This window comes from Lacrimispora sp. (assembly GCF_031982545.1).
In the GTDB taxonomy this organism is placed as follows: domain Bacteria; phylum Bacillota; class Clostridia; order Lachnospirales; family Lachnospiraceae; genus Lacrimispora.
On sequence record NZ_DALYXB010000005.1, the window covers coordinates 113436 to 137349 of the forward strand.

The 23914-nt window shown below is 44.7% G+C and carries 18 protein-coding genes; all 18 read right to left on the bottom strand.

All coding sequences use genetic code 11. From position 1 onward, the window contains the following. Positions 1–23: 23 nt before the first annotated feature. Complete coding sequence (locus ABS301_RS09975; protein ID WP_349672089.1) at positions 24–1340, bottom strand: ABC transporter substrate-binding protein; 1317 nt, start codon at positions 1338–1340, stop codon at positions 24–26. Positions 1341–1481: 141 nt separating this feature from the next. Further along, the gene (locus tag ABS301_RS09980; protein ID WP_349672090.1) at positions 1482–2408 is read right to left on the bottom strand and encodes a helix-turn-helix domain-containing protein; all 927 of its coding nucleotides are present in this window, start codon (positions 2406–2408) and stop codon (positions 1482–1484) included. A 175-nt stretch (positions 2409–2583) separates the two neighbouring features. Next, complete coding sequence (locus ABS301_RS09985; protein WP_349672091.1) at positions 2584–3828, bottom strand: 4Fe-4S dicluster domain-containing protein; 1245 nt, start codon at positions 3826–3828, stop codon at positions 2584–2586. A 4-nt stretch (positions 3829–3832) separates the two neighbouring features. After that, positions 3833–4612 carry a sugar phosphate isomerase/epimerase family protein gene (locus ABS301_RS09990; protein WP_349672092.1) on the bottom strand — a complete coding sequence of 260 codons (780 nt, stop codon included), beginning with the start codon at positions 4610–4612 and terminating at the stop codon, positions 3833–3835. Between the two features lie 13 nt (positions 4613–4625). Then, positions 4626–5624 carry a 3-dehydro-L-gulonate 2-dehydrogenase gene (gene yiaK, locus ABS301_RS09995; protein ID WP_349672093.1) on the bottom strand — a complete coding sequence of 333 codons (999 nt, stop codon included), beginning with the start codon at positions 5622–5624 and terminating at the stop codon, positions 4626–4628. A gap of 28 nt (positions 5625–5652) precedes the next feature. After that, complete coding sequence (locus ABS301_RS10000) at positions 5653–6549, bottom strand: carbohydrate ABC transporter permease (RefSeq protein ID WP_349672094.1); 897 nt, start codon at positions 6547–6549, stop codon at positions 5653–5655. Between the two features lie 11 nt (positions 6550–6560). Then, positions 6561–7541 (bottom strand): ABC transporter permease, encoded by a 981-nt coding sequence (locus ABS301_RS10005; protein ID WP_349672095.1) that lies wholly within the window; start codon positions 7539–7541, stop codon positions 6561–6563. A gap of 4 nt (positions 7542–7545) precedes the next feature. After that, entirely contained in the window at positions 7546–8577 is a 1032-nt protein-coding gene (locus ABS301_RS10010) for a Gfo/Idh/MocA family protein (protein ID WP_349672096.1), read from the bottom strand. After that, positions 8577–10919 (bottom strand): helix-turn-helix transcriptional regulator, encoded by a 2343-nt coding sequence (locus ABS301_RS10015; protein ID WP_349672097.1) that lies wholly within the window; start codon positions 10917–10919, stop codon positions 8577–8579. The genes ABS301_RS10010 and ABS301_RS10015 overlap by 1 nt, the downstream gene beginning before the upstream one ends. Positions 10920–10961: 42 nt before the next feature. Continuing rightward, positions 10962–12083, bottom strand: a complete 1122-nt coding sequence (locus ABS301_RS10020; RefSeq protein ID WP_349672098.1) for a Gfo/Idh/MocA family protein — start codon at positions 12081–12083, stop codon at positions 10962–10964. After that, the gene (locus tag ABS301_RS10025; RefSeq protein ID WP_349672099.1) at positions 12080–12850 is read right to left on the bottom strand and encodes a sugar phosphate isomerase/epimerase family protein; all 771 of its coding nucleotides are present in this window, start codon (positions 12848–12850) and stop codon (positions 12080–12082) included. Before ABS301_RS10025 ends, ABS301_RS10020 begins: the two co-directional genes overlap by 4 nt. Continuing rightward, on the bottom strand, positions 12847–14886 hold the full coding sequence (locus tag ABS301_RS10030; protein ID WP_349672100.1) for an alginate lyase family protein: 2040 nt from the start codon (positions 14884–14886) through the stop codon (positions 12847–12849). The genes ABS301_RS10025 and ABS301_RS10030 overlap by 4 nt, the downstream gene beginning before the upstream one ends. 15 nt (positions 14887–14901) lie before the next feature. Continuing rightward, positions 14902–16557: an extracellular solute-binding protein gene (locus tag ABS301_RS10035; protein ID WP_349672101.1), complete on the bottom strand. Its 1656-nt coding sequence runs from the start codon at positions 16555–16557 to the stop codon at positions 14902–14904. A 46-nt stretch (positions 16558–16603) separates the two neighbouring features. Next, complete coding sequence (locus ABS301_RS10040; protein WP_349672102.1) at positions 16604–17782, bottom strand: Gfo/Idh/MocA family protein; 1179 nt, start codon at positions 17780–17782, stop codon at positions 16604–16606. A gap of 306 nt (positions 17783–18088) precedes the next feature. Then, the gene (locus ABS301_RS10045; protein ID WP_349672103.1) at positions 18089–19204 is read right to left on the bottom strand and encodes an alginate lyase family protein; all 1116 of its coding nucleotides are present in this window, start codon (positions 19202–19204) and stop codon (positions 18089–18091) included. A gap of 7 nt (positions 19205–19211) precedes the next feature. Then, positions 19212–20201: a mannonate dehydratase gene (locus tag ABS301_RS10050; RefSeq protein ID WP_349672104.1), complete on the bottom strand. Its 990-nt coding sequence runs from the start codon at positions 20199–20201 to the stop codon at positions 19212–19214. A 31-nt stretch (positions 20202–20232) separates the two neighbouring features. Beyond that, positions 20233–21849: an ABC transporter substrate-binding protein gene (locus ABS301_RS10055; RefSeq protein WP_349672105.1), complete on the bottom strand. Its 1617-nt coding sequence runs from the start codon at positions 21847–21849 to the stop codon at positions 20233–20235. 35 nt (positions 21850–21884) lie between these two features. Continuing rightward, the gene (locus ABS301_RS10060) at positions 21885–23912 is read right to left on the bottom strand and encodes a dipeptide ABC transporter ATP-binding protein (RefSeq protein WP_349672106.1); all 2028 of its coding nucleotides are present in this window, start codon (positions 23910–23912) and stop codon (positions 21885–21887) included. Between the last annotated feature and the right edge of the window lie 2 nt (positions 23913–23914).

The window sequence follows — 23914 nt, forward strand, 5'->3', positions numbered from 1 at the left end:
GGTAATTCCTCCTTACTGACTTACTATTTACCCATTGCGAAATTAACGGTATCCTCTGCTGTCTTAATCTCAGCATCAATATCTGCTCCGGCAACTACGTTGGTAATTGCAGTTGCAACTGCATCACGGGCTTCATAATAATAAACACCAGTGTTGTTGGAAGGAATCTTTGATGCAAAGTCGGTAATGGTAGCATAAACCGGAGCATCGCCGAAAAACTTCTGCGGCTCTGCATAAACCTTACTCTGTGCAGCCGGTAAATAGGTAGAAAGTGCACCGGACTTTGGAAGGATGGTCTCATAGAAGGAAGTGCTTCCTGCAAATGTCTTTGCCATGAAATCATAAGCCAGATCCGGATTCTTACATACAGAAGTAATTGCCCAGCTGGAACCACCATTGTTGGAATAGTTGGTAGCTCCATCAACGCCCTCTAACTTAGGCATGTTAGTAATTGCCCACTTACCGGACTGATCCTCAGCGGTCTGAATGCTTGCCATGATCCAGCAGCCGTTAATGGTTCCGCCGACGGTACTGTTGGTAAGAGTTCCCACGTACTGATCCCAGTCATTCACTTCAATCAGAACACCGCTTTTTACAAGAGAAGCGTAGGTTTCCATAACCTTTTTCAGTTTATCGTTTCCAACCATGCTTGGTTTTCCATCTTTATCAAACAAACTGCCGCCTGCAGACTGGAGCATCATCATGATCAAATCTGACTCTCCTGCCTGACAGGATAAAAGAGGTTTTCCAGTTTTTGCAAGAATTTCTTCTCCCATCTGCTGATACTTGCTCCAGGTGATATCCTTAAAATCATCAGCCTTATAACCTGCCTGTTCCAAGACATCGGTGCGATAGCAGGCAACCACTGCTCCGTTATCAAAGGGTACTCCGTAATTTTTCCCGTTTACGACTGAATATGCTGTCTTTGCTTTTGCAAACTGGGTAAAGTCAATTCCGCTTGCCGTTATATCCTGAAATGCATCCGGATAAGTTAAAACATTCTTCTGAAATGCATTGTCCTGCAAAAGAATAATATCAGGCAGAGTATCCAGCTTACCAGATGTGGCAGCCGTGGTTAACTTGGTCTGAATATCGGCCCAGGGTGTTTCCACAACGTTCAATTTAAAATCGGGGTGGTCTTTCTGGTATACTTTAGCAGCCTCATTCATGGAATAAATATTAAATGCCGGGTCCCAGCACCAGACAGTCAGTTCATTCCCGCCTTTGGCTCCTCCATCTTTTCCTCCTGAAGCCTGTCCTCCTGAACCTGAATTTCCGCAAGCTGTTAAGGAAGCAACCATGGCTCCTGCAAGTAAGAGTGATACGATTTTTTTCTTCATAGCAAAACTCCTCCTCTTTCATTAAAAAATTGGCATATGAGATCAATTTCTTTTGAATATAATCCCATTATACCAATTCTTTTTTTGAAAACTTTTTATATTCAATTATAAAATGCGCAAATTCAATCATATCATCCTGTTTTACCAACCTTTTTGCGCACTAATTCTGCAATATAGCAGCTTACTCTCGTAATTTTCAGCCGATCGCTTCCATTGATAAGGAGAAATATGGAGTATTTTTTTAAAATTTCGGTTAAATGAAGAAATTGAGGAAAATCCCGAAGCAACAGCCACCTCTTCCATGGATTTTTCCGTCTTTTTCAACAGCTCGCAGGCGCACTGAATCCGGATTAAGTTGATATAATCAACCGGCTTCATATCCATGCTCTCTTCAAACACCCGGCGAAAATGGCTTTCACTCATACTGGAGGCCTCTGCCAGCTTGCATATTTTAATCTCATGGGCATAGTGATCCGCCACATAATCCAGTGCCCCCGATATCACTGCCCTGTGTGTCTTATTTCTCATGATTCGTTCTTCGTCATCAGACAGCCTTAAAAATTCCGCCAGGCAGGCCCGAAGCAGGCCGCTGATACAGTCTTTGTAATAAGGCTTTTTCTGGCGTACCTCTTCCATGACACCTAAAATCAGTCTGGTAAGTCCCGGATTTTCTTCTCCTGGCAAAAGGTATCCCACTCGCTGAATCCTTTTTAAAAGACGTTTCTGAAACATGGGATCATAGCGGTTTAGTTCTGAAACAATCTTTTCCAGATCCACATACATCCACTCCCAGTAGCTTAGAGTCCCCTTTTCACTGTTAGTGGTATGGGGAAGCCTTGGAGGTACAATCATGATCGTCCCCGGTGAATAACAGACATGCTCCTGACCGAGAATCACCTCCCCAGTCCCCCAGTGGCAGTAACCAATCTCCATCAGATTGTGAAAGTGGAGGCACTTAATTTCCTTTCCATATTCCCGGATCCAGCCCTCCCCAAGGAGTGCTAAGACCGGTTCATCTTCCCCGATTTCATAGTAACGAAACTCTACCTTTTCCCTTTGTTTTGCCACTTGCTCATTCTCCCCTTTATTTATCCGTAAAAAATGACAAAATATTACTTTTTTTGTTAAATGAAAGCTTATCTATAAACCAATTATATAAAGCAATGCAATTTTCTGCAACAGGAAAAGGCTTATTTCCTCTCGTTGAAATAAGCCCTGCATTCCAATCCGTCTGACTGTCAGTTTATTCTCCTCTTCTTATATGATTTTCCTCAAATACGGATGACAGGATCCGGTCCTTTTCCACCTTAAGGGCACCGGTGGGGCATACCTGAAAGCAATAGCCACAGCCAATGCACTGACTGGTCTTTTCTGCAGCCCTGCCATTCATGCGGATTCCCTCGTGCCAGCAGACATTCACACAGCGTCTGCAGCCAATGCATTTGTCGGAAACCTCCGCCAGATGGTAAGCATCTCCCAGACGTTCCTGCCGTTTCACAGCAACTTCATTGGACATTTGAAATAATTTAAGGGCATCTCCGCACAGACTGTCCATATCCTTATATCCGGTCTCATCCATAAAACGGTTTAATCCTTCAATTGCTTTCTTTCCTGCTTCCACGCCTCCGGAGCACGCAAGTGCTCCCAGCTGCACCGCCTGGCTCCCTGCCATAATAATTCTTGCTGCCTGCTCAAAGCTGAATACACCGCCGCCGCCGTAAAGAGGAATGGTAAGCCCGCTGGTTCTGGCCTCTGCAATGGCATAACAGACTAAAGGGGTCGCCTGGGTGCCTCCGTATCCGGAGCCAGGCCTTGCCTCTGTGGTTCTCCAGTCCAGATCAAAATAAAAGCCCTTCCATCTGGCAGTCGGTCCGGCAGCATATGCTCCGGCAGACTCCGCCACGCGTATGGAAGTGAGCACATCACAGGATTCCATGGCAAGCTTTGCCATTATGGGCATATCCGGCACTGCTTTTTTAATTACCTGAATGGAGTGGCGTAAAAGCTGATGATAATCAAAGATCCTGTCCTTTGCAACAGCGACTCCCGGAGTATTAAAATGCAGCTCAACTGCATCTGCCCCCGCCCGCTTTAATTCCTTAGCCTGATTGGCCCAGTTTTTCTCCCATTCCCCGCCTTTTATAATGTCACTGTAATGTCCTACGGAAACCCATAGCCGGATATCCTGATCCAGATTCTTCTTTATAAGGGCGACCTCTTCACAATACTGTTCAAGTGTTGAAATTTTATCGGGAATCTGCCTGCCAACTGCATGGCTGTGAATGCACATCTCACCAGAATACATAGCCTTGCTGTCCGGTCCTATATAGCTTCCCCCTCCTGCACCATGTCCAAAATTGCGCAGTACAATAGCTCCCGGGCGCATGGCTGCACTTTTTAATACATTTGCAGCTCCCTGGGTGGCCGGACTGGATGCAATTACAAATGGATTAATCATATTTAATTCTTTTACATATAAATCTGCCATACTGTTATTCCTCTCCGCTCTCTTCCTGTAATTCTTCCAAAATCTGATGAAGTGCCCTGGCATCCTCTAAAAACTGTTCTTCTGTTCCGTTTTTCACGAATTCCAGCAGACCATACCGTGAAATCGTCTGATCTGCATGTGCCAGATATTGAAGCCACTTGGTTTTCCCCTCCTTCAAAGGTCTTTTCTCGCCCTTTTTCCAATAATAAATATGAAAGTTTAATAGCCTGTCTCTTAACAAATCCAGTCCGGAAAGCCGCTCTTCCATCGTGAGAGCAACCGTAGGCTGCCAGAGACAGTAGAGATTTTCATGGTTTGCCGTTTGCAAAAGCCGTTCAGCTGACTGATTAGTATCAGTCAGTGTATCCTTATGCCATTCAAATGCCGCTTTTATTCCGTAATCAGAAGCAATCTGTGCCACAGCTGACGCTTCCCTGGCAAGCCGGCAAAACTCGTTCCTGTCTACAGCTGCCGACGGTCTGGTCCCTGCCCAGATACGGATCACAGGAGCCTTAAGCGCTGCTGCCGATTCCGCTGATTTTATAAAAACCCCTTCCGGGTCTTCATATTCTCCCAGTCTGTAATAAGATCCGTAAGCAGCAACAAAAAGTCCTGCATCCCTGGTTTTCTCATACAGCTGTTCTGCCTTTTGTGTATCTCCTGCAAACACATGAGCATTCTCAGACCACTCCACTCCTTTTAATTCAGCCTGTCTGCACAAAGCGATAATTCTCTCCGCAGACAGATCACGAAACGTGGCTGATACCATACCTGGTATAATCATGATCCATCCTCCCTTACATACCAAGAACCTGATTCCAGATTTCCTCATCCACCGGTATTCCCTGGTCCAGATTTTCCTGTCTGGTCTTCATCATGTTCTCTCCCGGATAATAGACCGGTCTTTCTTCTGACATTGGCACCGTTTCTTTTATATCCTTCAGGGTTTTTTCTATTTCAGCCAGAATTGCATCTTTATCCTGCAGCGTATCAAGGCTGATGGCGAGGAATACCTGGGACAGCTGGCTTTCCGCTGAAAGTTCTCCCACCTGTCTTGAGGTTCTCCCTCCCGCCAGCGCTGATGCAATTAAATCAAGGGCAAGGGAAAGGCCGGACCCCTTCCAGTAACCGATTGGCATACACTGTCTGGTTTTTAAAATCTCTTTTGCATCCTTTGAGGGCTTCTGATCACTGTCAAAGCCTCCGTCAACCGGCAGTTCCCTTCCTGATCTGGCATAGGACTCCAGCTTTCCATAAGAGAACATGGACATGGCCACATCAACCAGAACCGGTGTGTCTCCATTTGGAATGGCAAATACCACAGGATTATTTCCAAGCTTTGCGTCCTTCCCTCCCCACGGCGGCATATTGGGAATTGTATTCGTCCAGAGTATGCCGATACAGTTTTCTTCCGTCGCCATCAGTCCGTAATTTCCCGGTCTCATCCAGTGATTGGTACCAGATAAGCTTACGCATCCAATGGTCTGCTTTTTTGCCAGTTCAATCGCCCGCTTCATGCAAAAATGAGCGTTTAAATTACCCGGCCCGCCTTTTCCATCGTACCGTTCCAGAATACCGGGTGCCTCCTTCAAAACAGGTTCTGCATGAATATCCACGCAGCCCTTTTCCATACTTAATATAAATTTCACAAATCGGTTTAATCCATGGGTATACACCCCATCCCGGCTGGCATCGGCAAACAGTCTGGCAGATAAATCTGCCCTGTCAGCAGTAAATCCTTTTTTTATCAGAACACGATAAAATTCTCCGTACATTGTGTCATATAAAACTCTCATAGTTCTCCTTTCATCTGATCCCCGTTTTCTATCCCTTAACAGCACCAATCATGACTCCCTTAACAAAATATTTCTGAATATAGGGATAGATTGCAAGAATAGGCAAAGTTGCCACTACGATTGTCGCGAACTGAATGGTTTCACTAATCAGATAATCATCTCCCCCGCCGGCTGTCATGGCTGTGGTATCATTTTGAATCAGTATCTCGCGCAAAATCAACTGGAGAGGATAATGTTCCCTGTCCCGGATAAACAGCATGGAGTCAAACCATGCATTCCAGTGTGTAACAGCATAATATAGACAAATGACTGCTACCGTAGGTTTTACCAGGGGAAACATGATTTTCCAGAGTATGGTCCAGTGGCTGGCTCCGTCAAGCTTTGCCGATTCTTCCATACTCTCCGGAACTGCGGCCATTGAGGTACGCATAATAATCAAGTTATAGGTGCTTACAAGAGAAGGAATAATTAATGCCCATATGCTGTTATTTAATCCCACCCCTTTTACAACAAGATAAAAGGGAATCATTCCTCCGCTGAAATACATACTGAATACAAGTGCCATCATAATGACATTATTCCAGAGCACATTTTTTCTGGAAAGAACGTAAGCCGCAATGGTAGTAACAAATACATTCATCGCTGTTCCCACAACTACCACAAACATGGTGTTGGCATAACCAGTCAGAATGTTCTTATTTTTTAATACAGCCCGGTATGCATCCAGACAAAAATCAATGGGTGCCAGAAGAAGGCCCTGGTGACGGACATAAGCGGAAGGGTTGCTAAAGGATGCCGCTACCACGTGGATCAGCGGAATCATCACAGCTGCCATCAGTACAAACATTAAAACTACATTAAACAGATCAAAGAGCTGTTCGCTTCTGCTCACCCGGATTCGGGTGCCTGACTTATACTTTTTCATATTCTGTCTCCTTACCATAACCCATTGCCGCTGGCTTTTTTACTCAGCCGGTTGGTGATTGTAACTAACAGAAAGCTGACCACACAGTTAAAGAGCCCTACTGCCGCACTGTAGCTGTATTGAGCATCAATCAATCCTTTTCGGTATACAAAAGTATTGATAACATCTGCTTTTTCATAGATCATCGGGTTATATAAAAGCATTATTTTCTCATAGCCGACATTGAAAATCTTGCCCATTTTTAAAATCAGCATGATGGTGATGGTGGGAAGCAGACAGGGGAGGGTAATATATAGTACCTGCTTTAGCCGTCCTGCACCATCCACTCTTGCCGCGTCATAGAGTTCCTGGTCAATGCCGGAAAGAGCAGAAAGATAGATAATTGAATTCCAGCCTACAGTAGCCCAAAGTTCTGATGTTATGTAAATGGGCAGAAAATTATTGACACTGTTTAACATGGCTTCGTGTTTGATTCCGAATAACTGGCTTAAAATAACAGTAATTCCGCCGCCTGAGCTGGTCAGTTTTAATATCATTCCGCATATAACCACCGTAGAAATAAAATGGGGTATATAAGTGACAGTCTGAACGACCTTGGAATACCGCTTGTTTTTCAGTTCATTAATGAGTAATGCCAGGATCACCGGCGCTGGAAATGTCATCAGATCAAACAGACTGATACGAATGGTATTAATCAGCAGACGGCCGAAATAATAATCCGAAAAGAAATTTTTGAAATGTTTCAGTCCCACAAACCGGCTCCCAAAAAATCCTCTCGCCGGTTTATAATCCATAAATGCAATTGATAATCCGAACATGGGGCCGAACTTAAAGATTAAATAATATATAATCACCGGCAATATCATCAGGTACAAGGTCCAGTTGCGTTTGAAATCCTTCACCGCCCGTTCCTTAAAGGTGAGCCTTACTGCCGTCTGAAGACTTCCTGCCTGTACCGGGAGTGTTTTCGTATTCTTATTAAAATGTCCCATGTTTTTATCCCTTCCCAGTTAAAACTTCTACCGCAGTTCCTGTCTTTCCGGACTGATATACCGCTTCCAGAAGCGTTACCATCTTCATCGCCTCTTCTGCGCTTACCGGAAAAGGTCTCCCTGTCTCCACGCATTCATAGAAATCCCGGATCAAAATCCCGTGTCCGCTTCCCCAGTAATCCTTTCCCAGGACAGAACCGGAGGTATAATCCTCTCTTGTCACACTGCCGTCTGCTTCCGTGATTACCTGATTTCCCTCCAGCTTTAAGCTGCCTTCGCTGCAGATGATCTCCAGTTCCACCGGAGCGTTTTTCACATAACAGTTAGTTGCATAGAAGAGAAGGCGCTCTCCATGTTCTCCAGTCATAAGTATATCCGCTGTATCCTCTACCTCAATGACTGATTTCAATCGCTTGGTGGAGATATCTGCTTCGACTTTCTTAATGCCGCAGGTCAGCCACTGTAGTAAATCCAGAGTATGAATGGCCTGGTTAATTAATACACCGCCGCCTTCACTTTCCCACCGTCCCCGCCACGGGGAATTTTCATAGTATTCCGGCTTCCTGTTCCAGGTCACCTGGGCTCTTGCCCCTAGAAAAGTACCAAGCTTTCCCGAATCCATCATCTGCTTTAAGTAAACCGAGGCTTCATTGTACCGATTTTGAAAGCAGATGCCAAGCTGCGCGCCTGTCCGGTCTCTGGCTTCCACCATGGCTCTGGCTTCTTCCTCTGTCAGAGCCATGGGCTTTTCACATAGCACGTGCTTTCCTGCTGCCAGTGCCTCAGCGGCCATGGTACCGTGAAGATTGTGGGGCGTACAGATATGGATTACATCCACATCCGGATTTAAAATCACTTCCCTATAGTCTTCATAAATTTTATGTACGCCGTATTCTTCCCCTGCTTTGACTGCCTTTTCCTTTTCTATATCACAGACTGCGTAAATCTCAGCCTGTTCAATATTTCTAAGAGCTTTCAAATGATTATTAGAGATCATTCCGCAGCCAATCACTGCGGCTTTTTTCCGTTCTCCCATTATCCCTGTTCCTCTCTTCTCTTTTTTTCTTCCAGATCCTTAAACTGGGATGGTGTCACACCCTCATACTGCTTAAAGATACGTAAAAATGTTCTCTGACTTCCATAACCGCAAATTACCGCTACTTCCTCCAGCTTTTTATTCTGCAGAATCAGTTCCCTTGCATGAGCCAGGCGCACCCGGTTGATATACTGGGAAAGATTTTCTCCTTCCATTTCCTTAAAGATTCTTGAAAGAGCGGCAGACGGAACACAGAATTTCTCTGCAATGTCATTGACACACATGGTGCTGTCCACATAGCTGACCTCAACATACTCCTTTACCTCCTGATACAGGGTGGTTTTCCTGGTTACTTTTTCTACACAAGCCTCTGCTTTTACCTCCTCGCAGACCTTTTTCACCAATAATTTCAATTCTTTTAATACCACCTCAATATTTTTTCCTGAACACGCTTTTACCATCTGCTTCTGTAGCAGAGCCAGATCTTTATCCCGCATGGCATGGGTAACCGCCCGCAAGATGGTACTGGCAATATTGCTGGTTAAAAACTGCATGGCTTCCCATGTGAGGCAGTTCTTTTTGTTTTCATTTACCAGTTCATCAAGAATCTGAGATGCCAGCCTGTCATCGCCTACCTGAATGGACTGGTAAAGACGGTTTTCCACTTCCATGGGATATTTGAGCATGGTATCCACAGGAAGAATGTTAATATCACCATAGCTGATCAACTCTGTACCAGCAGAATTTTTCTGGAATTCTAAAACCCGTTCTGTCTGCCGGTAAGCCATGGATACCTCTTCTGCCCTTTTATGAACTTCACTGACTGCTGCTCTGTAAATAATCCCGTATCTGCTTACAATAAATTCTCTTGATACACCAACAGCCCTTTTTACACGCTCCAGAATATCCGGTTCTCCGTCGTCAGCAATTAAAAATATCAGCAGCTCCTTTTCACGGATCGAGGATACTGACAACTTCTCTAATCTCATGTTTTCCTCTGTCACATTCTGCAGAATAAACCAGGTAAGAGCTACTAAACCATTTGGAACTTCTTCCCGGTTTTCCCCGTCTTCCGGTATTCCTTCCAAACGGTATGCAAGTATGACATACAGATTTTCTGTTATCTGAAGATTATATTGTTTCAGCATAACTTCATCCGGCACGTCAAAACGGTCTTCCGCTATCAGAAGCCGCCGGAATAATTCATTGCGTATTGCCTGATACTGAGAATTGATCTGTGTCCGGTTTTCCTTATTTTTGTTTACCAGACGATTAATCGAGTCGCTTAATCGGGCATACGTATCTCCATTCTTTTCTGTCTCAGCCCCGTATACCTCAAGGCTGTCCGCAATATTTCGGATCGGACGGTAATGCTTCATAATACTTCGAAAGGCCAGTATCATACTTAGAACCAGATATATCATGCATGCTGCTGTTACCATTCTCTGAAGATCCGAAACTGTTTTTAGATAATTCTGTTCTGAGGTAACCACTACGTATTTCCAGTCTTCATAGCTGGATGGGATATAAGAAATAACAGAACGTATTCCATCCATATCCGTATAATAGCTTCCGTATTCCCCAGTCATGTCCTGCTCTAAGAGAAACTCCTGCAGTTCCATGGGAACCTCTTTTTCCGAAATCACCTTGGAATTGACAGAATCCACAATGCAGATATAATCCCGTTTGCGTCCGCTTTTTTCAAAGGTAGTAAATACCTTTCCTGTATTCATAATCATAACAGCATTCACCGGATAAGCATGGGAGGAGCTTCGGCTGTCCACAGGTCTTACAATTGCCGTTAAAAATGTTCCATTACCACAAGGAAGCAGAAAAATCTGGGGAGTCCGGTAAGTCTTGCTGATTATTTTGTACCAGTCTCCATAATCAAAACCATAACTGCTTAACACAATCTGGAAAAAATCAGAACTCTTATTGTAATAACTGTCGGAAATCATAAAATCCATCTGAGGAAAGTAGAGGAACATGGGATTATCCTTTAACTCCCCGGCTGGCATCCGGTCAATCCCTAACTCCTTCACCATTTCATATAGTTCGTATCTGGATATATCATCAAACGAAGTCCGCTGCCGCATCTTCTTAACCTTTGCATTTAAGGTTGCTCTGCTGCTGAACACCCGCAGTTCCCCTACTGCCTTATCCAGCTGCCCCCGCATGCTTTCAATTAAAATGGAATTGGAATACTCCATCTCTCCCCTTAAAGCATTGGAATACTTTCCAAAGCAAAAGGCAAAGATACCAATGGCAATAACAGATATCAGGACATAGGAAATACTCCACTTCCATAAAATATCCGGCAGCGTTTTCTTCGTTTTTTTCATGTAAATAATCCCTCCAAGACGTCAGTTTATGTTAGTCCGGGATTAAACTGGTACCTCTCCGCCGCAGCGCTCCTGCAAATGCTTTAAAAACAGCGCCCCATCTACAGGCAAATCGACCCAGGCTCCTCCCAGCCAGGAGGAAAGATGAATTCCATTTGAGATCTGAAGCCCTAAAATTCCTTCTTCTAAAGGTGCAATCCGCTTAGACCCCTTTCGGATTGCATCACAGAAATTACTGAGAATTCCAGGATGAGATGTGTACTTTCCCTTAACAGGAATTTCACATTCCCACACCTCCGGCTTGCCAATCCCTCCCTGATAGGAGGCATTAAATTCCGGTTCCGGTGTTCTTAGTCTGAAGAATTTCATCTTATCCCCTTCTATTACTATTTTACCTCGTTCCCCATCAACTTCCAACCGATTTGTACCTGGAGCGTCTCCGACTGTTGTAATATAACAGCCGGTTGCACCGTTTTCATATTCCACCAGGGCAGTTACTTCATCCTCCACCTCGATATTTCTGTGCTTTCCATAGTATACATCAGCTCTCACCCGTTTTGGCATCCCGCACATCCACTGCCATAAATCCAGATTGTGAGGATTCTGATTTAACAGTACGCCTCCGCCTTCTCCTTTCCAGGTAGCTCTCCATCCACCCTGGTCGTAGTAGCTTTGAGAACGGTACCAGTCTGTGATAACCCAGATCGTACGTTTTATCTGCCCCAGCTCCCCAGCCTCAATCAGTTCCTTTAACTTCTGATACAAAGGATTGGTTCTCTGATTAAAATCCACACAGCAGACCAGTTCTTTATGCTGTTCTGCCACACGGTTCATCTCTTCCACCTGACTGGTATAAACACCGGCCGGTTTTTCAACCAGCACATGAAGACCGGCTTCCATGGCCGCTATGGCCATGGAGGGGTGATAATAATGAGGTGTTGCAATAATCACAGCTTCGCAGCTGCCTGACCGGATCAGTTCCTCTGCACTTTCATAACCCCTGACGGTATCTTTAAACTGTTCTTTAGCCAGCTTTAACCGCCAAGGATCGGTATCTGCGACTGCAGTCAGCTCTGCCTCAGGGACCTGACCTTTCATCAGGCTTGCCGCATGCTGGCTTCCCATCTTGCCATAGCCGATAATTCCAAGCTTTACTTTATTCATCCTTCCGCCTCCAGCTGTCTTAAAAAGGCAAGTGCTGCTGCACCGTCTTTTTCCAAATCTTCTGTCTTTCCTTCTATGCTGATTCTTCCGTCATACCCTGATGCTTTTATTGCCTTTATAAATTCCCGGTACTGTTCTCCTTCTATACTTAAAGGAAATTTTCGTTCCTTTCCTGAAGCAATGTGAATATGACCGAAGCCTCCGATTATTTCTGCATCTAAGATGCTGTCATGGTTGGCCATTACATGAAAGTAGTCCGCCAGCAGTGTTACATTTTTATGATTAACCGCTGTTTGAAGCATAGCGCCTTCTGCCATTGTACAGATCAGATTTGTCTCATTCCTGCTTAATGGCTCAATCACTACATGAATTCCATATTCCTGTGCTATCTCACCGGTCATTTGGCATACACTGACAAGCTCCTGCAGCGCCTTCCTGTAGTCATACCTTTCCGGACATCTCCGGCACTTTCCGCTGCCAAAAACCACTATCTTTCCGCCTAATTCCGACATAACCGTAAACGCCTCATGGAGATAGGAATGAATCTCTTCCTTATTTGCTCCGGGACCCACCAGCTCCATTGTCTTTGGAAAAAGTATGTTAAAGGTCTCGCACTTTACTGCAGAATATTTAAGCTTCTGCGCATACTCTTTTCGCGTTTCTTTTTCAAGTCCCATCACTGCCGTTACGGATGCTTCCAGATAATCATATCCCAGTCTTTCAAGAATTTCTAAGTTCTGAAGTCCGGTACATATTCCGTATCTCATTTTTCGACCTGCCTTTTACTGATACTTATTTCTTTTCCCAAAACCACCTGATTTATAACAGTACCGCCTGTAAGATTAAGATTCGCCTGTTCCATATACACCTTACCGCTCACACTGATACCTTTCGGTGCAATGACGGTCAGGAAACGAATGGGCACCGGCCCGTCAGCCCGGATGCTTAGCTGGGGAATGGGTTTTCGCCAGCCGTAACCATATGAAATCCAGCCTCCTATGGGCTTTTCGCTTCCGCAAAGCATATGGCATTCGGTTTCGGAAGTTGAAAGGCTTGTTATGCTGTATCTTCTGCCATTTTGAGACGTATAGGCAAATCTGTCTTTTGCTTCCTCGGTAAGAGTTCCAAAAGCGAAGTTAAAATACAGTCGCAGATCATGTTTTCGTTTTCCCAATCCGGTTATTTCATCATCAATCACATAGATATCATCCGCCAGATGAATTACTTTTCTTCTGTGACAGATGGGATCATCGGTAAAAACATATCCATTGTGGGAAACATCAATAATCTGATATTCAGAAGTCTCTTCAAACCGGTGGCAATAGGTTCTCACTCCCCTGACCCTGCTGACACCAGGCACAGTTCCCATCTCATGATCATCCACATACAGGGTATTATGGGCCTTGGCGGACAAAAAGTAATGTCTCCAGTCCTTATAGCAGGAGCTGTTATAGATATAGCGCCCGCTGTCAGTTAAGATATCCTCTCCCTTGATGTGCAGCTCCACATGTCCTGTATCATTGTGGGAATGAGTGCTTTTTTCTCCCCGCTCCAGCTGAACTCCATGCACATGGAAATAACTGTCTTCTTCCTCCCAGCCGGTACGCATGACATAAATCCCTGCATCCCGGAACGCAAAATTCCGCTTCTCCGGTGCTTTTCCCTGCTCTCTCCCTGTTGCAAAGTAAAGAAAATCTTCTCTTCCCGTGATCTCATACATAGTACGGAAGTAGCCTCTCATCTCATTCAGTTCAATGGGATCGAAGGTCAGATTCATTCCCTCATACAAGGAAGTATCGCTGTATTTTGCCAGCAGGTCATCCCTGTCTGCATCTCCGATCATGGGCGTTGAAAAATCAGGTTTTACCAGCTTCATGATAAACTCTGCCGCCTTTTCCAGTGTCGGCAGTGCATAGGGAGGTGTGGGAATGTTATTTTTTACACACAGCCTCCATGCCTGAAGATAAGCAACCGCTGCAACCATATGGTAAATAGGTGTCCGTTCCATATGAATTCCGTCATTGTCAAAAGAATATTTCATTTCGTGCATGACTCTCTGATATCCCGTTATGAGCCAGTCTGACTGGATCTCCGGAAATAAGATACCGCACTGTAGAAGAGCGCTGGACTCCATAGTCAGCCAGTTACTGGACTTTTCATGATTGCTGTAATGACTCATAAGAAAATCCGCGTGATCACAGATCAGGATCAGGAATGTCACCCATTCCTCCCTTTTCCATGATGGAGAGCTTCGAAATGCCTCCATACAGGGAAGCCAGGAAGTATAAATCCGCATGGCAGTCTCTATGGTTCTCCATGCATGTCCCGGAAATTTATATTTCGCCTCAAAGGTGTCATCCTCCATAAACGGTTTTACCGGCCAGCTCTTTGCAAAGCTGTTCATCTGATTGAGGAATTCCCTTGTGTAGGTCTCATCCCCGGTCAGAGCATACGCTCTGGCCAGGGGCTGCCAATAGATGTGACGGAAAAGGGACCAGCTCCACTCATTATCTCTGGAAGTATCTTCGGTGGGATTGAAAAACCAGTCTATCTCCCCTGGAAAATGATATCCGTAGATTTCATGTTCCATCACCTTTTCTGCTTCCTTCAGGATTTCCCTATCGTTCAGCTGTTTCATCTGATCTGCTGAAAATAGATATTCCGGAAAAGTCCTTCCCCGAAAATGGGATATGATCTCATCCATACAGGCATCATAGTCTTTTTTAACAAATAACTTTCCTGCTTTTTCCAGTCCTGGTGTATCAAAGTTAAACCGGTTCAGCAGTTCTAACAATTGTTCCATTCTGTCTTCCATCCTTTAGTTTGCCATGTACTTGTCATATGCCGCCTGTTTCATTGAGATGGCATCCTCAATTCCAAAGGTTTTCATCTGTTTTACATAATTATCCCACTCATCCATTGAGGCTGTTCCTGCAATAAATTTTGCTTCCATCTCATCGGAATAGGTCTTTATATTACTCATAATATTAGAAAATTTATCACTGTCTTCATTGGATACGGTAGCCGGCGGATAGACATATTTTCCCATATCGGTTTTCATCCAAAGATCAAGTGCTTCCTTCTGGCTCTCCAGGAAATAAGTCTGCTCCAGTGCGGACTCATCCTGTACTCTGGGGCCTGCTCCGACTCTGGTATAGATACCGAGAGCACGCTCCATTGTCAGTCCGTCAGGGTTATTGGTAATCATCTCTGAAAATACCGGTGCTCCATCCTTTAAAGTGTAGGACTCTCCCTCTATTCCAAAGCTGTTGACCAACGCGCCCTCTTCACTGTACATCCAGTCTAAAAGCCATGCTGCTGCATCTACATTTTTACACTGTGTGCTGATAGCCGCACTGGAACCGGAGCCATCAAAGATCTGATTCATCTTTGAAAACTTTGCATTTTTCCCTTTTGTTGAAGTAACTGGTACTGTCGAGACAATCGACTGATCTGTAATCTCCGGATTCGCATCGTGCATGATCTGGGTATAGGTACCAAGTCCCTGTCCTCCCGGCGCATAGGTCACCGCACTCTTTCCTGTTGTAAAATAGGTCTGGCAGGAAGCTTTATCAGCAACCAGATAATCCCTGTCAATCAGACCTTCCTCATACCACTGATTCATTTTTGTTAAGTAAGTTTTTCTGCTGTCTTCAATCAGACCATTCTTAACCACGCCGTCTTCTACGTAGAAATCTCCCCAGTTATCAAATCCAGGACACCACACCTCACGCATCCATTCGGATCTGGTTGTGAAAGGAACCTCAACTCCTTCATTTTTAAATGCACGAAGCGCAGTTTCCCACTCGTCAATGGTCTCTGGCAGTGAAAGTCCCAGCTTATCAAGCATATCCTTTCTCACAACCATACCACTGGAAAATAAATTCTTGTTTGGAGTCTCAAGTCCTCTTAAGAATGGGAAGCAGTAATAGTCACCTTCCTGGGTTTTCACCATCTTGTCAACAGCCGGGTGCTCCTTTAAAATAGTGCTTAAATTAGGTGCTTTGCTCTCCATAATATCGTTGAGATTGAGAATAACACCATCCGATATTGCAGCAGAAGCACCGCCGGAATATTTGGTCCAGGTATGCTCAATAATATCCGGATATTCTCCTGATGCGACCAACACACTGAATTCCTCATCTTCAGAGCCTGCTGTCGGGTGAATAAACTCCAGCTTGATTCCGGTTTTTTCCTCAACCGTCTGCGCCCATTTTGTTTCCCCCTGATTGGCTACAGTGGAAGAGACACTGGGATATAGCCTGACCCAATACTTCAGTGTGACTCCTGCATATGGCTTCTCACTCTCTGTCTTTGCTGTCCCCTCTTTTGCCGCTTCCGTGCCGGCTGCTGTAGTGGCAGCATTTGCTGCCTCCGTTTGCGCCTCTGTCTCTTTGCCTGATTTACTGCAGCCAGACAGTGCTGTTACAGCCATAACCATTGCCAGCAGAAATGCAGTTTTTCTTTTTCTCATACCTTCTTCTCCTTTTCTCGCTTGTCTCTTCCCTTTAAATACATATTTATTTGCTCCAGCCTGCACCGGACTCTTTTGGCATCAGCTGGTTTAAATAACATTGTTCCAATACTTCCTCTGCATTTTTAATGCAGCAGTACCGGTCATCTTCGTCACCAAACCATTTTATCATTCCCTCAGACACCGGGACAATTGGTAACATGGAAAGCTCCTCCACCGCTTCCAGATGGGGGATTGCGCACGAAATGGTACAGACCGGATGGTTTCTATCTCTGGTACTTTCTATGGCATCATACAACTTCTGCATGCGTTCCCCTTTTGATATCCGGCCATAGGAAATACTGGTTCCATTATTCATTACTGCAACATATTCATTGACTGGTCCATCGCCAAAATCTTTTCCGTAATAGATAGTCCCCAGTTCAAACCGGTATTCACTGACAGGACCAAAGCTTTTTCGCTCCAGGTTATGGGTTGTATAATAGTAAATGGGAACTCCATCGGCTGTTTCTCCCTTAACCGAGGCCGTATCGTAATTTTCAATCCCCGGATTTGCACGGTAAAGCTCACCTGTTACCTTTGAAAGCATGGCTGCCTCATCCATCTTACTTCCCAGAAGAAATGTCATTACCTGAAACTGATGGGCACAGGCATTATTAAACGGACTGTCGTGAACCCCGCAGTCGTTTACCATAATTTTACCTGCCCAGGAATTCCGTTTATAGTAGGCGCTTCCTCTTTTCATGGCATGAAGAGCCTTCATCTGCACCGGTCTGCCAAATAATCCACTTAAAATATCCTTCTTCATCTGAAGCACATCTCTGGAATAATTCAGCTGATAACCCACTGCCACAAAATGTCCTGTTTCCCGTTCCAGCTCTATCAGTTCTTTTGCTCCCTTCACACTGGTGCACACCGGCTTCTCACACAGCACATTGCTGCCTTTGGACAGACATGTTTTAATCTGACTGTAATGAAGATGAATGGGAGTTGATACCACTGCCAGATCTGCCATGTGCTTCTTGTAGAATTCTTCCGGCGTTTGAAACACCGGGATATTCTTCTCTTTTAACACAGGAAACTGTTCATATACCTCAGGCATCACTTCACAGACCCCTTCAATAACAACCGCCCCCAAATCCTTTTCTGTCAATTCTTTTAAATAATTGATTCCATATCCGCCGATTCCAATCAGCAGAATTTTTACAGACTTCCTATCCTTCATTGACTTCCTATCCTTTTTTGTTCTTCGCAGCCCGGCTACATCAAACCTAGCATTCTTAACCCCGGTTGTAAATTGACAGTATCTTTTTTATGTGTCAGAATCTGACGAATAATAGGATTTTAAAAAATTATCACGTTTGAAAAATCTGACATGCCGGGGCAGGAATCCATCCGCTGGTTGTATCAGCATCTGATTTACAGACACATTACTGAAAAAAATAAGAGTACTGCCGGACAGCGATTTATAAACCGGTCCGGCAGTACTCTTATTTTTAATTGCATTTTCTATCCATTATCTTTGTTTCTTTTACATCCACAGTGCCGGCTGGCGTGCTGCGATATTGCGCCTTGCTTCTTCGTCGATTGATTCCTCCGGAAGCCGGTAATAAAGTTCCACAAGCTCTCTTCTTCCAAGTGTGCAGCCCGCCAGAAGCATGAAGCCGCTGCGAGCCGGAAAGGCATCAAAGTGCATCACATCAGGAGGATAAGGCCAGCTGGCTTTATCCAGTAAATAAGGCGTAATAAAATCCAGAGCCTTCTTTATACTTCTTCCATCGTCTGTTTCATATTCCCAGAGATTATCTTCCGGTGTCGACAGAAGATGACAAAGCGTTACCATGTTATCCACTACAAATATGGAATAATTATACGGCTTCGTCCTTCCCAGTTCTCTTGGAAAAGAACCATCCTCCTTCTGTTGCTTTAATAATTCTTCCTTATATTGCTGCCTGCAGAACTGTGCTATTTTTTCATTATCTGTAAATAATGCAAATGCCGCCGCCTGTACAAAAAAACAGACACCATGATTATTGTCCTTATTCATCTCCTGAATGCCGTTTTTATCAGAAAGCATCCAGCCGAGATACCTGGCAAACCAATTCTTCAGCCCTTCATAAACCACATTGCTCATATAACGCGAATTTTTAAGCTTTTCAACAGCAAATACTACATCAACCAAATGCAGGGTATCAATAATTCCGATCCCTCTTCCCGGACAGATCCCCAAAATTGCCTGGGCATATGACAGATGAGGTGCCATATAAGTTTCGTCACTCAGAAAAAACTCATATAAATGCTGAACGGCCTTTTCTGCAAAGGCTTCTTTTCCGGTAAGCAGATAACCGGAGGTGAGAAAGGCCACATTGGTTCTCATCTGCCTCATTATAATTCTGTGGCTGTTAAAATTCCCCGGATTGGACTGTCCGTCTCTTTGAATATAAGGCAGACCGTCAGGAGTATCAGGATTGGGCCACCAGTAATCTCCGTTGGAATAATAATCGTGAGGCCCTCCTTCGCTTTTCGGACTCTGCACATCCGTGATATGGAGCACAGGAGCCTTCATAGCTGCCTGTGCCTTTTCCATAATCCATTCCTGATTTCCCCAGCCGGGAATGATCCTGTATTTTTTCTCGTATTGTATCATCTGCCCGTTACCTGCGTATCTGATTCAGTTCTGCTGCTGCGCAGTTGAGAAGTGCCTTCATATATGCAGTGCTGTAAGCCCATGAGGAATTTTCCCCCCCGACACTTTCTCCCCAGACCGGTACATGGTCTACATGGATGGCGCCGTCGTAATCATAACGCACCAGCTGCTTCATCAGTTCATACATGTCCATATATCCGTCTTCCAGAAGGGTTTCCTCAAAATACGGCATGGTGGAACTGACATTACGGAAATGAACCAGAAATACTTTTTTATTCTCTACAAAATACCGGATGTCTTCTATTATATTGCCAAACCGGTCTCCTCCTTCCAGCCAGCAGCCAAAACACATTTTCATCCCCAGATACGGACTGTTCCCCGAAAGTTCAAAGGCATGTCTGTAATCATCGGCTGAAGTTATGAGATTAGAGATCCCTAGGAGACAGTCAACAGGAGGATCATTAGGGTGAAGGGCGATCTTTACATTTGCCTCCTCACAAACCGGAAGAACTCTGTCGAGAAAATATTTAAAATTGTCCCACATCTCTTCTTTTGTATAAAGCCTGCCGTGAGAGTATGGGCGGGTTTTTAATTCCTCTAAGTCCACAATACGGCCAATGCCGCCTCTCGTCTCTTTTCCTTCTCCGAATCTTGTAGTCAGCACCTGATTTGGCTCCCACGTCATATATACAACCGGGATCTGCGCCTTTCCTAAAATTCGGTTAAAACGGTTATATGCCTCAATCGCCTCATCCCGTCCGGGCAGACCAAGATGAATCTTATCATTCTTATATAAATGGACATTTCCCGCATCTGTTACTGTTAAATCATATTTTTTTAGACGCTCAAGAAATTTCATCACGGAATCATAATCCGTATGCTCATCTTTAAATATAACATATACATATTTTACACCCATCTGTTTAATAAATAACAGCTGCTCATCTGTATAATCAGATACAACCTTTGACTGTACTTTTATCTTGTTTCCCAGCATGTAGGAATCCTCCTTTCAATTAAATAATCGGTTATTTAGTCCAGTAAACAGCTTCCGGCGTCCACTGCTCCAGACTTACATCATAGATTCCGCTGTCTTTCAGACCTGGCACTGAAAATGCTTCATAATAAACAACAGACAGCGGAGTAATCATTACATAATCCGACACAAGAGCCTTAGCTGCCTTTTGTAAATTTTCCTTCTTCTCTTCGATTGTTTTGGCTGCTCTGGCTGCAAACAGCGGCGTTTCAAATTCATCCGGCCGAAGCATAATTCCATGATTTTTAATTCCTTCAGAGGAATACAGACGGATATAATTATTGGTGAAATCCATCTTACTTGCGCCTCTGTTTGCAATAAAACCATCGATATCGTCTTCCTTCTGCATTGCTGCCAGGGCGGATCCATCAAGAACCTCCACCTTTGCCGTAATACCGATTGTAGCCAGAATGGCCTGAAATACAGTTGCCGTATCATTATTCTGTGACGTGGTATAAATAGATGTTTCAAAACCATTTGGATAACCCGCTTCAGAAAGCATCTGCTTTGCCAGTTCCGGATTATATTCATAAAATTCCTGAGGGGAATATGCCCATGAGTCTGAAGTACAAAACAGAGGGGTCGCCTCACCCAGACCACCGGACAGCGCCTTCGCTACCTGATCCCAGTCAATGGCATGCATAATCGCCTGACGGACCTTTAAATCTCCCATGGGATGCTTATCACTCTTGCTGTTCCAGATTATGTGCTTAATATCGGCACAGTTTGCATTCTTTCTGCCAATGCTTTCAAATCCGGCCTGTTTGATGGTATTAATAATCGCGTCATTTTCCAGCTTCATTGCCACGCCCACTTCTTTATTCAGAAGAGCGGACATCATGGTATTGGTATCCATGATCATATCAATTTCCAGCTGGTCAACATAAGGCTGTCCTTCTATCCTGTAATTTTCATTTTTGGTATATGTAATTTTATTGTCATCAATAAAGGAATCCAGGATAAACGGTCCGGTTCCGACGGCATTGGTTTTGCACCATTCCTCACCGTTCTTTTCGTAGGCCTCCTTGGAAATGATAAAGATATCACCGATTAAGTTATCCCAGTTGTTAGACCACTGATCATACTGAATTTCAATTCTTCTATCATCAACAACCGTAACCTTCACAGGAGATCCAAGCTCACTGGCTTTTCCATTGTCAATATACTTCTGTATATTCCAGGCTACTGCCTCCGCGTCGCAATCCGATCCGTCATGAAACTTCACGCCTTCTCTCAGCTTAATGGTGAATATCAGATTATCCGGGTCTGAGTAGAACTCCTCTGCCAGCCATGGATAATAATTTCCTTCCTCATCGGCACGTCCAAGGGATTCAATAACCGGCTGTGCGCCAAAACGGTCACTGGTCGAGGTCGACTGGGGCAGGAAGAATGTATTATGTGATAACGGAATGGCTATTACCAGTTTCCCTCCTACTGCAATTTCTTTAGCAGTCTCACTTTCACCGGTCTTTGCTGCCGTTGTTTCTATGTTTTTTGCAGTTGTTGTCTCCGGGATACTGGTATTTTTGCTCCCTCCGCAACCGGCAGTCATTGCTGCAGCCATAACTGCCAAAGCCGTCAATGCCAACACTTTCTTTGCTATATTCATTCTGTAATCCTCCTTCAATTTCATTGTTTTAATTTTTATTGATCGTATAAGAAACAAGCCACCTGATGATTTTCTCCCGCATCAAGAAGTCTTGGTATCTCCCTGCGGCACCGTTCACCGGCCTTATCACATCTGTCATGGAACGGACAGCCTGCCGGCCTGTTTGTAAGACTTGGCACTTCTCCTCTGATGGGAACTCTCTCTCTGGTTTCCTCAACCAGAGGATCCGCGACCGGAACCGCACTGAGCAGTGTTCTGGTATAAGGATGAAGAGTATTGCTGTACAGCTCCTCACAGTCAGCGATTTCCACCACTCTTCCCAGATACATGACCAGAACCCGGCTGCTTATATGCTTGACAACCGCCAGATCGTGGGCAATAAACAAATAGGTCAGACCAAGCTTTGACTGCAGCTCCTCAAGCAGATTAATAATCTGAGCCTGTATGGAAACATCCAACGCAGATATCGGTTCATCGCAGAGAATAAGATCCGGCTGTGAGGATAAGGCCCTGGCAATTCCAAGTCTCTGTCTCTGTCCTCCTGAAAACTCATGAGGTACCCGGTATTTAAGGGCCGGATCCAGCCCGACGGTACGGAACAGCTCATCTACTCTTTTGCCGTACTCCTCTCTGTTCTTCACCAGCTTATGAAGGATGAGTGATTCACCTACAATGGACTCCGCTGTCTGTCTTGGATCAAGAGACGAAAAGGGATCCTGAAAAATCATGGATATTTTTTTTCTGAAGGGGTGCATCTGTCTGTCGCTAAAGCCTGCAATGTCTGTACCATTAAATACAATTTTCCCTTCCTCCGGTTTATACACTCGCATGATGCATCTGGCCAGAGTCGTCTTTCCGCACCCCGACTCCCCTACAATCCCCAGCGTCTCGCCCTTTCTGACATAAAAATCAATGTCCTCGATTGCTTTTACGTCGCCGATCTTCTTTCTGACCATCCCTTTGTAAATAGGAAAATACTTTCTGACATTTTTTACATCAAGACAGATTTCTTCTCCTGCCTTTGATGCCGGGGCCTTTTTTATTTCCTTAGCTGCGATCTCTCCTGCCCTCATTCTCTTTTCTTCTTCCGATAAATGGCAGGCAGCAAAATGCCCTTTTTCTATCTCCTGCAGCGCAGGTTTTGAACATTCCCTGCACCGGTCCATGCGGTATTCACAGCGTTCATAAAAAGGACAGAATTCAGGCCTTGATGCCGGATTAGGCGGAAGCCCCTCTATGGGAATCAGAATGCGCTCCTTTGGATCGTCAAGCCTTGGGATGGCTCTGAGCAGCGCTCTGGTATACGGATGCTCCGGATCTGCAAAGAGCCGTTTTGTATCCGTCATCTCCACAACACTTCCTGAATACATTACATAGATCCGCTCCGCAAACCTGGCTACAATTCCCAGATTATGAGTCACAATAATAACTGATGTATTGGTTTTCTTTGCGATATCCCTGATCATCTCCAGAAGCTGTGCCTGAGTAGTTACATCAAGAGCCGTAGTCGCTTCATCTGCAACCAGAATCTCAGGTTCTGATGACATAGCCATGGCAATCATGATACGCTGACGCATTCCACCGGAAAACTGCTGCGGATAATAGTCGAACCGATCCTGCGGATCCGGTATATTAACCAGCTTCAGCATCTCTATGGCACGCTTTTTCGCTTCCTCCCTGTCCACCTTTAAGTGTTCCATAATATTTTCCTGTATCTGGTATCCGATGGTCAGCACCGGATTTAAGGATGTCATAGGCTCCTGAAAAATCATACTTATTTTTCCGCCTCTCATATGACGCATTTCCTCACTGTTCGGTCCATACTCCAGCATATTCTTTTCATTTCCCCGGATATAAACCTCACCGCCGGTCACCTTCCCCGGTGAGCCAATCAGCTGAAGCATGCTCATCATGGTCACGGATTTCCCGCTCCCCGACTCCCCTACAATTCCGATAATCTCACCCGGATCCAGATACATGGATACGTTGTCAACAGCCTTTACAAGCTGTCCGTCTGTCTTAAAACAGGTTTCCATACTTTTCAGTTCCAACAAGTGTTCCATTT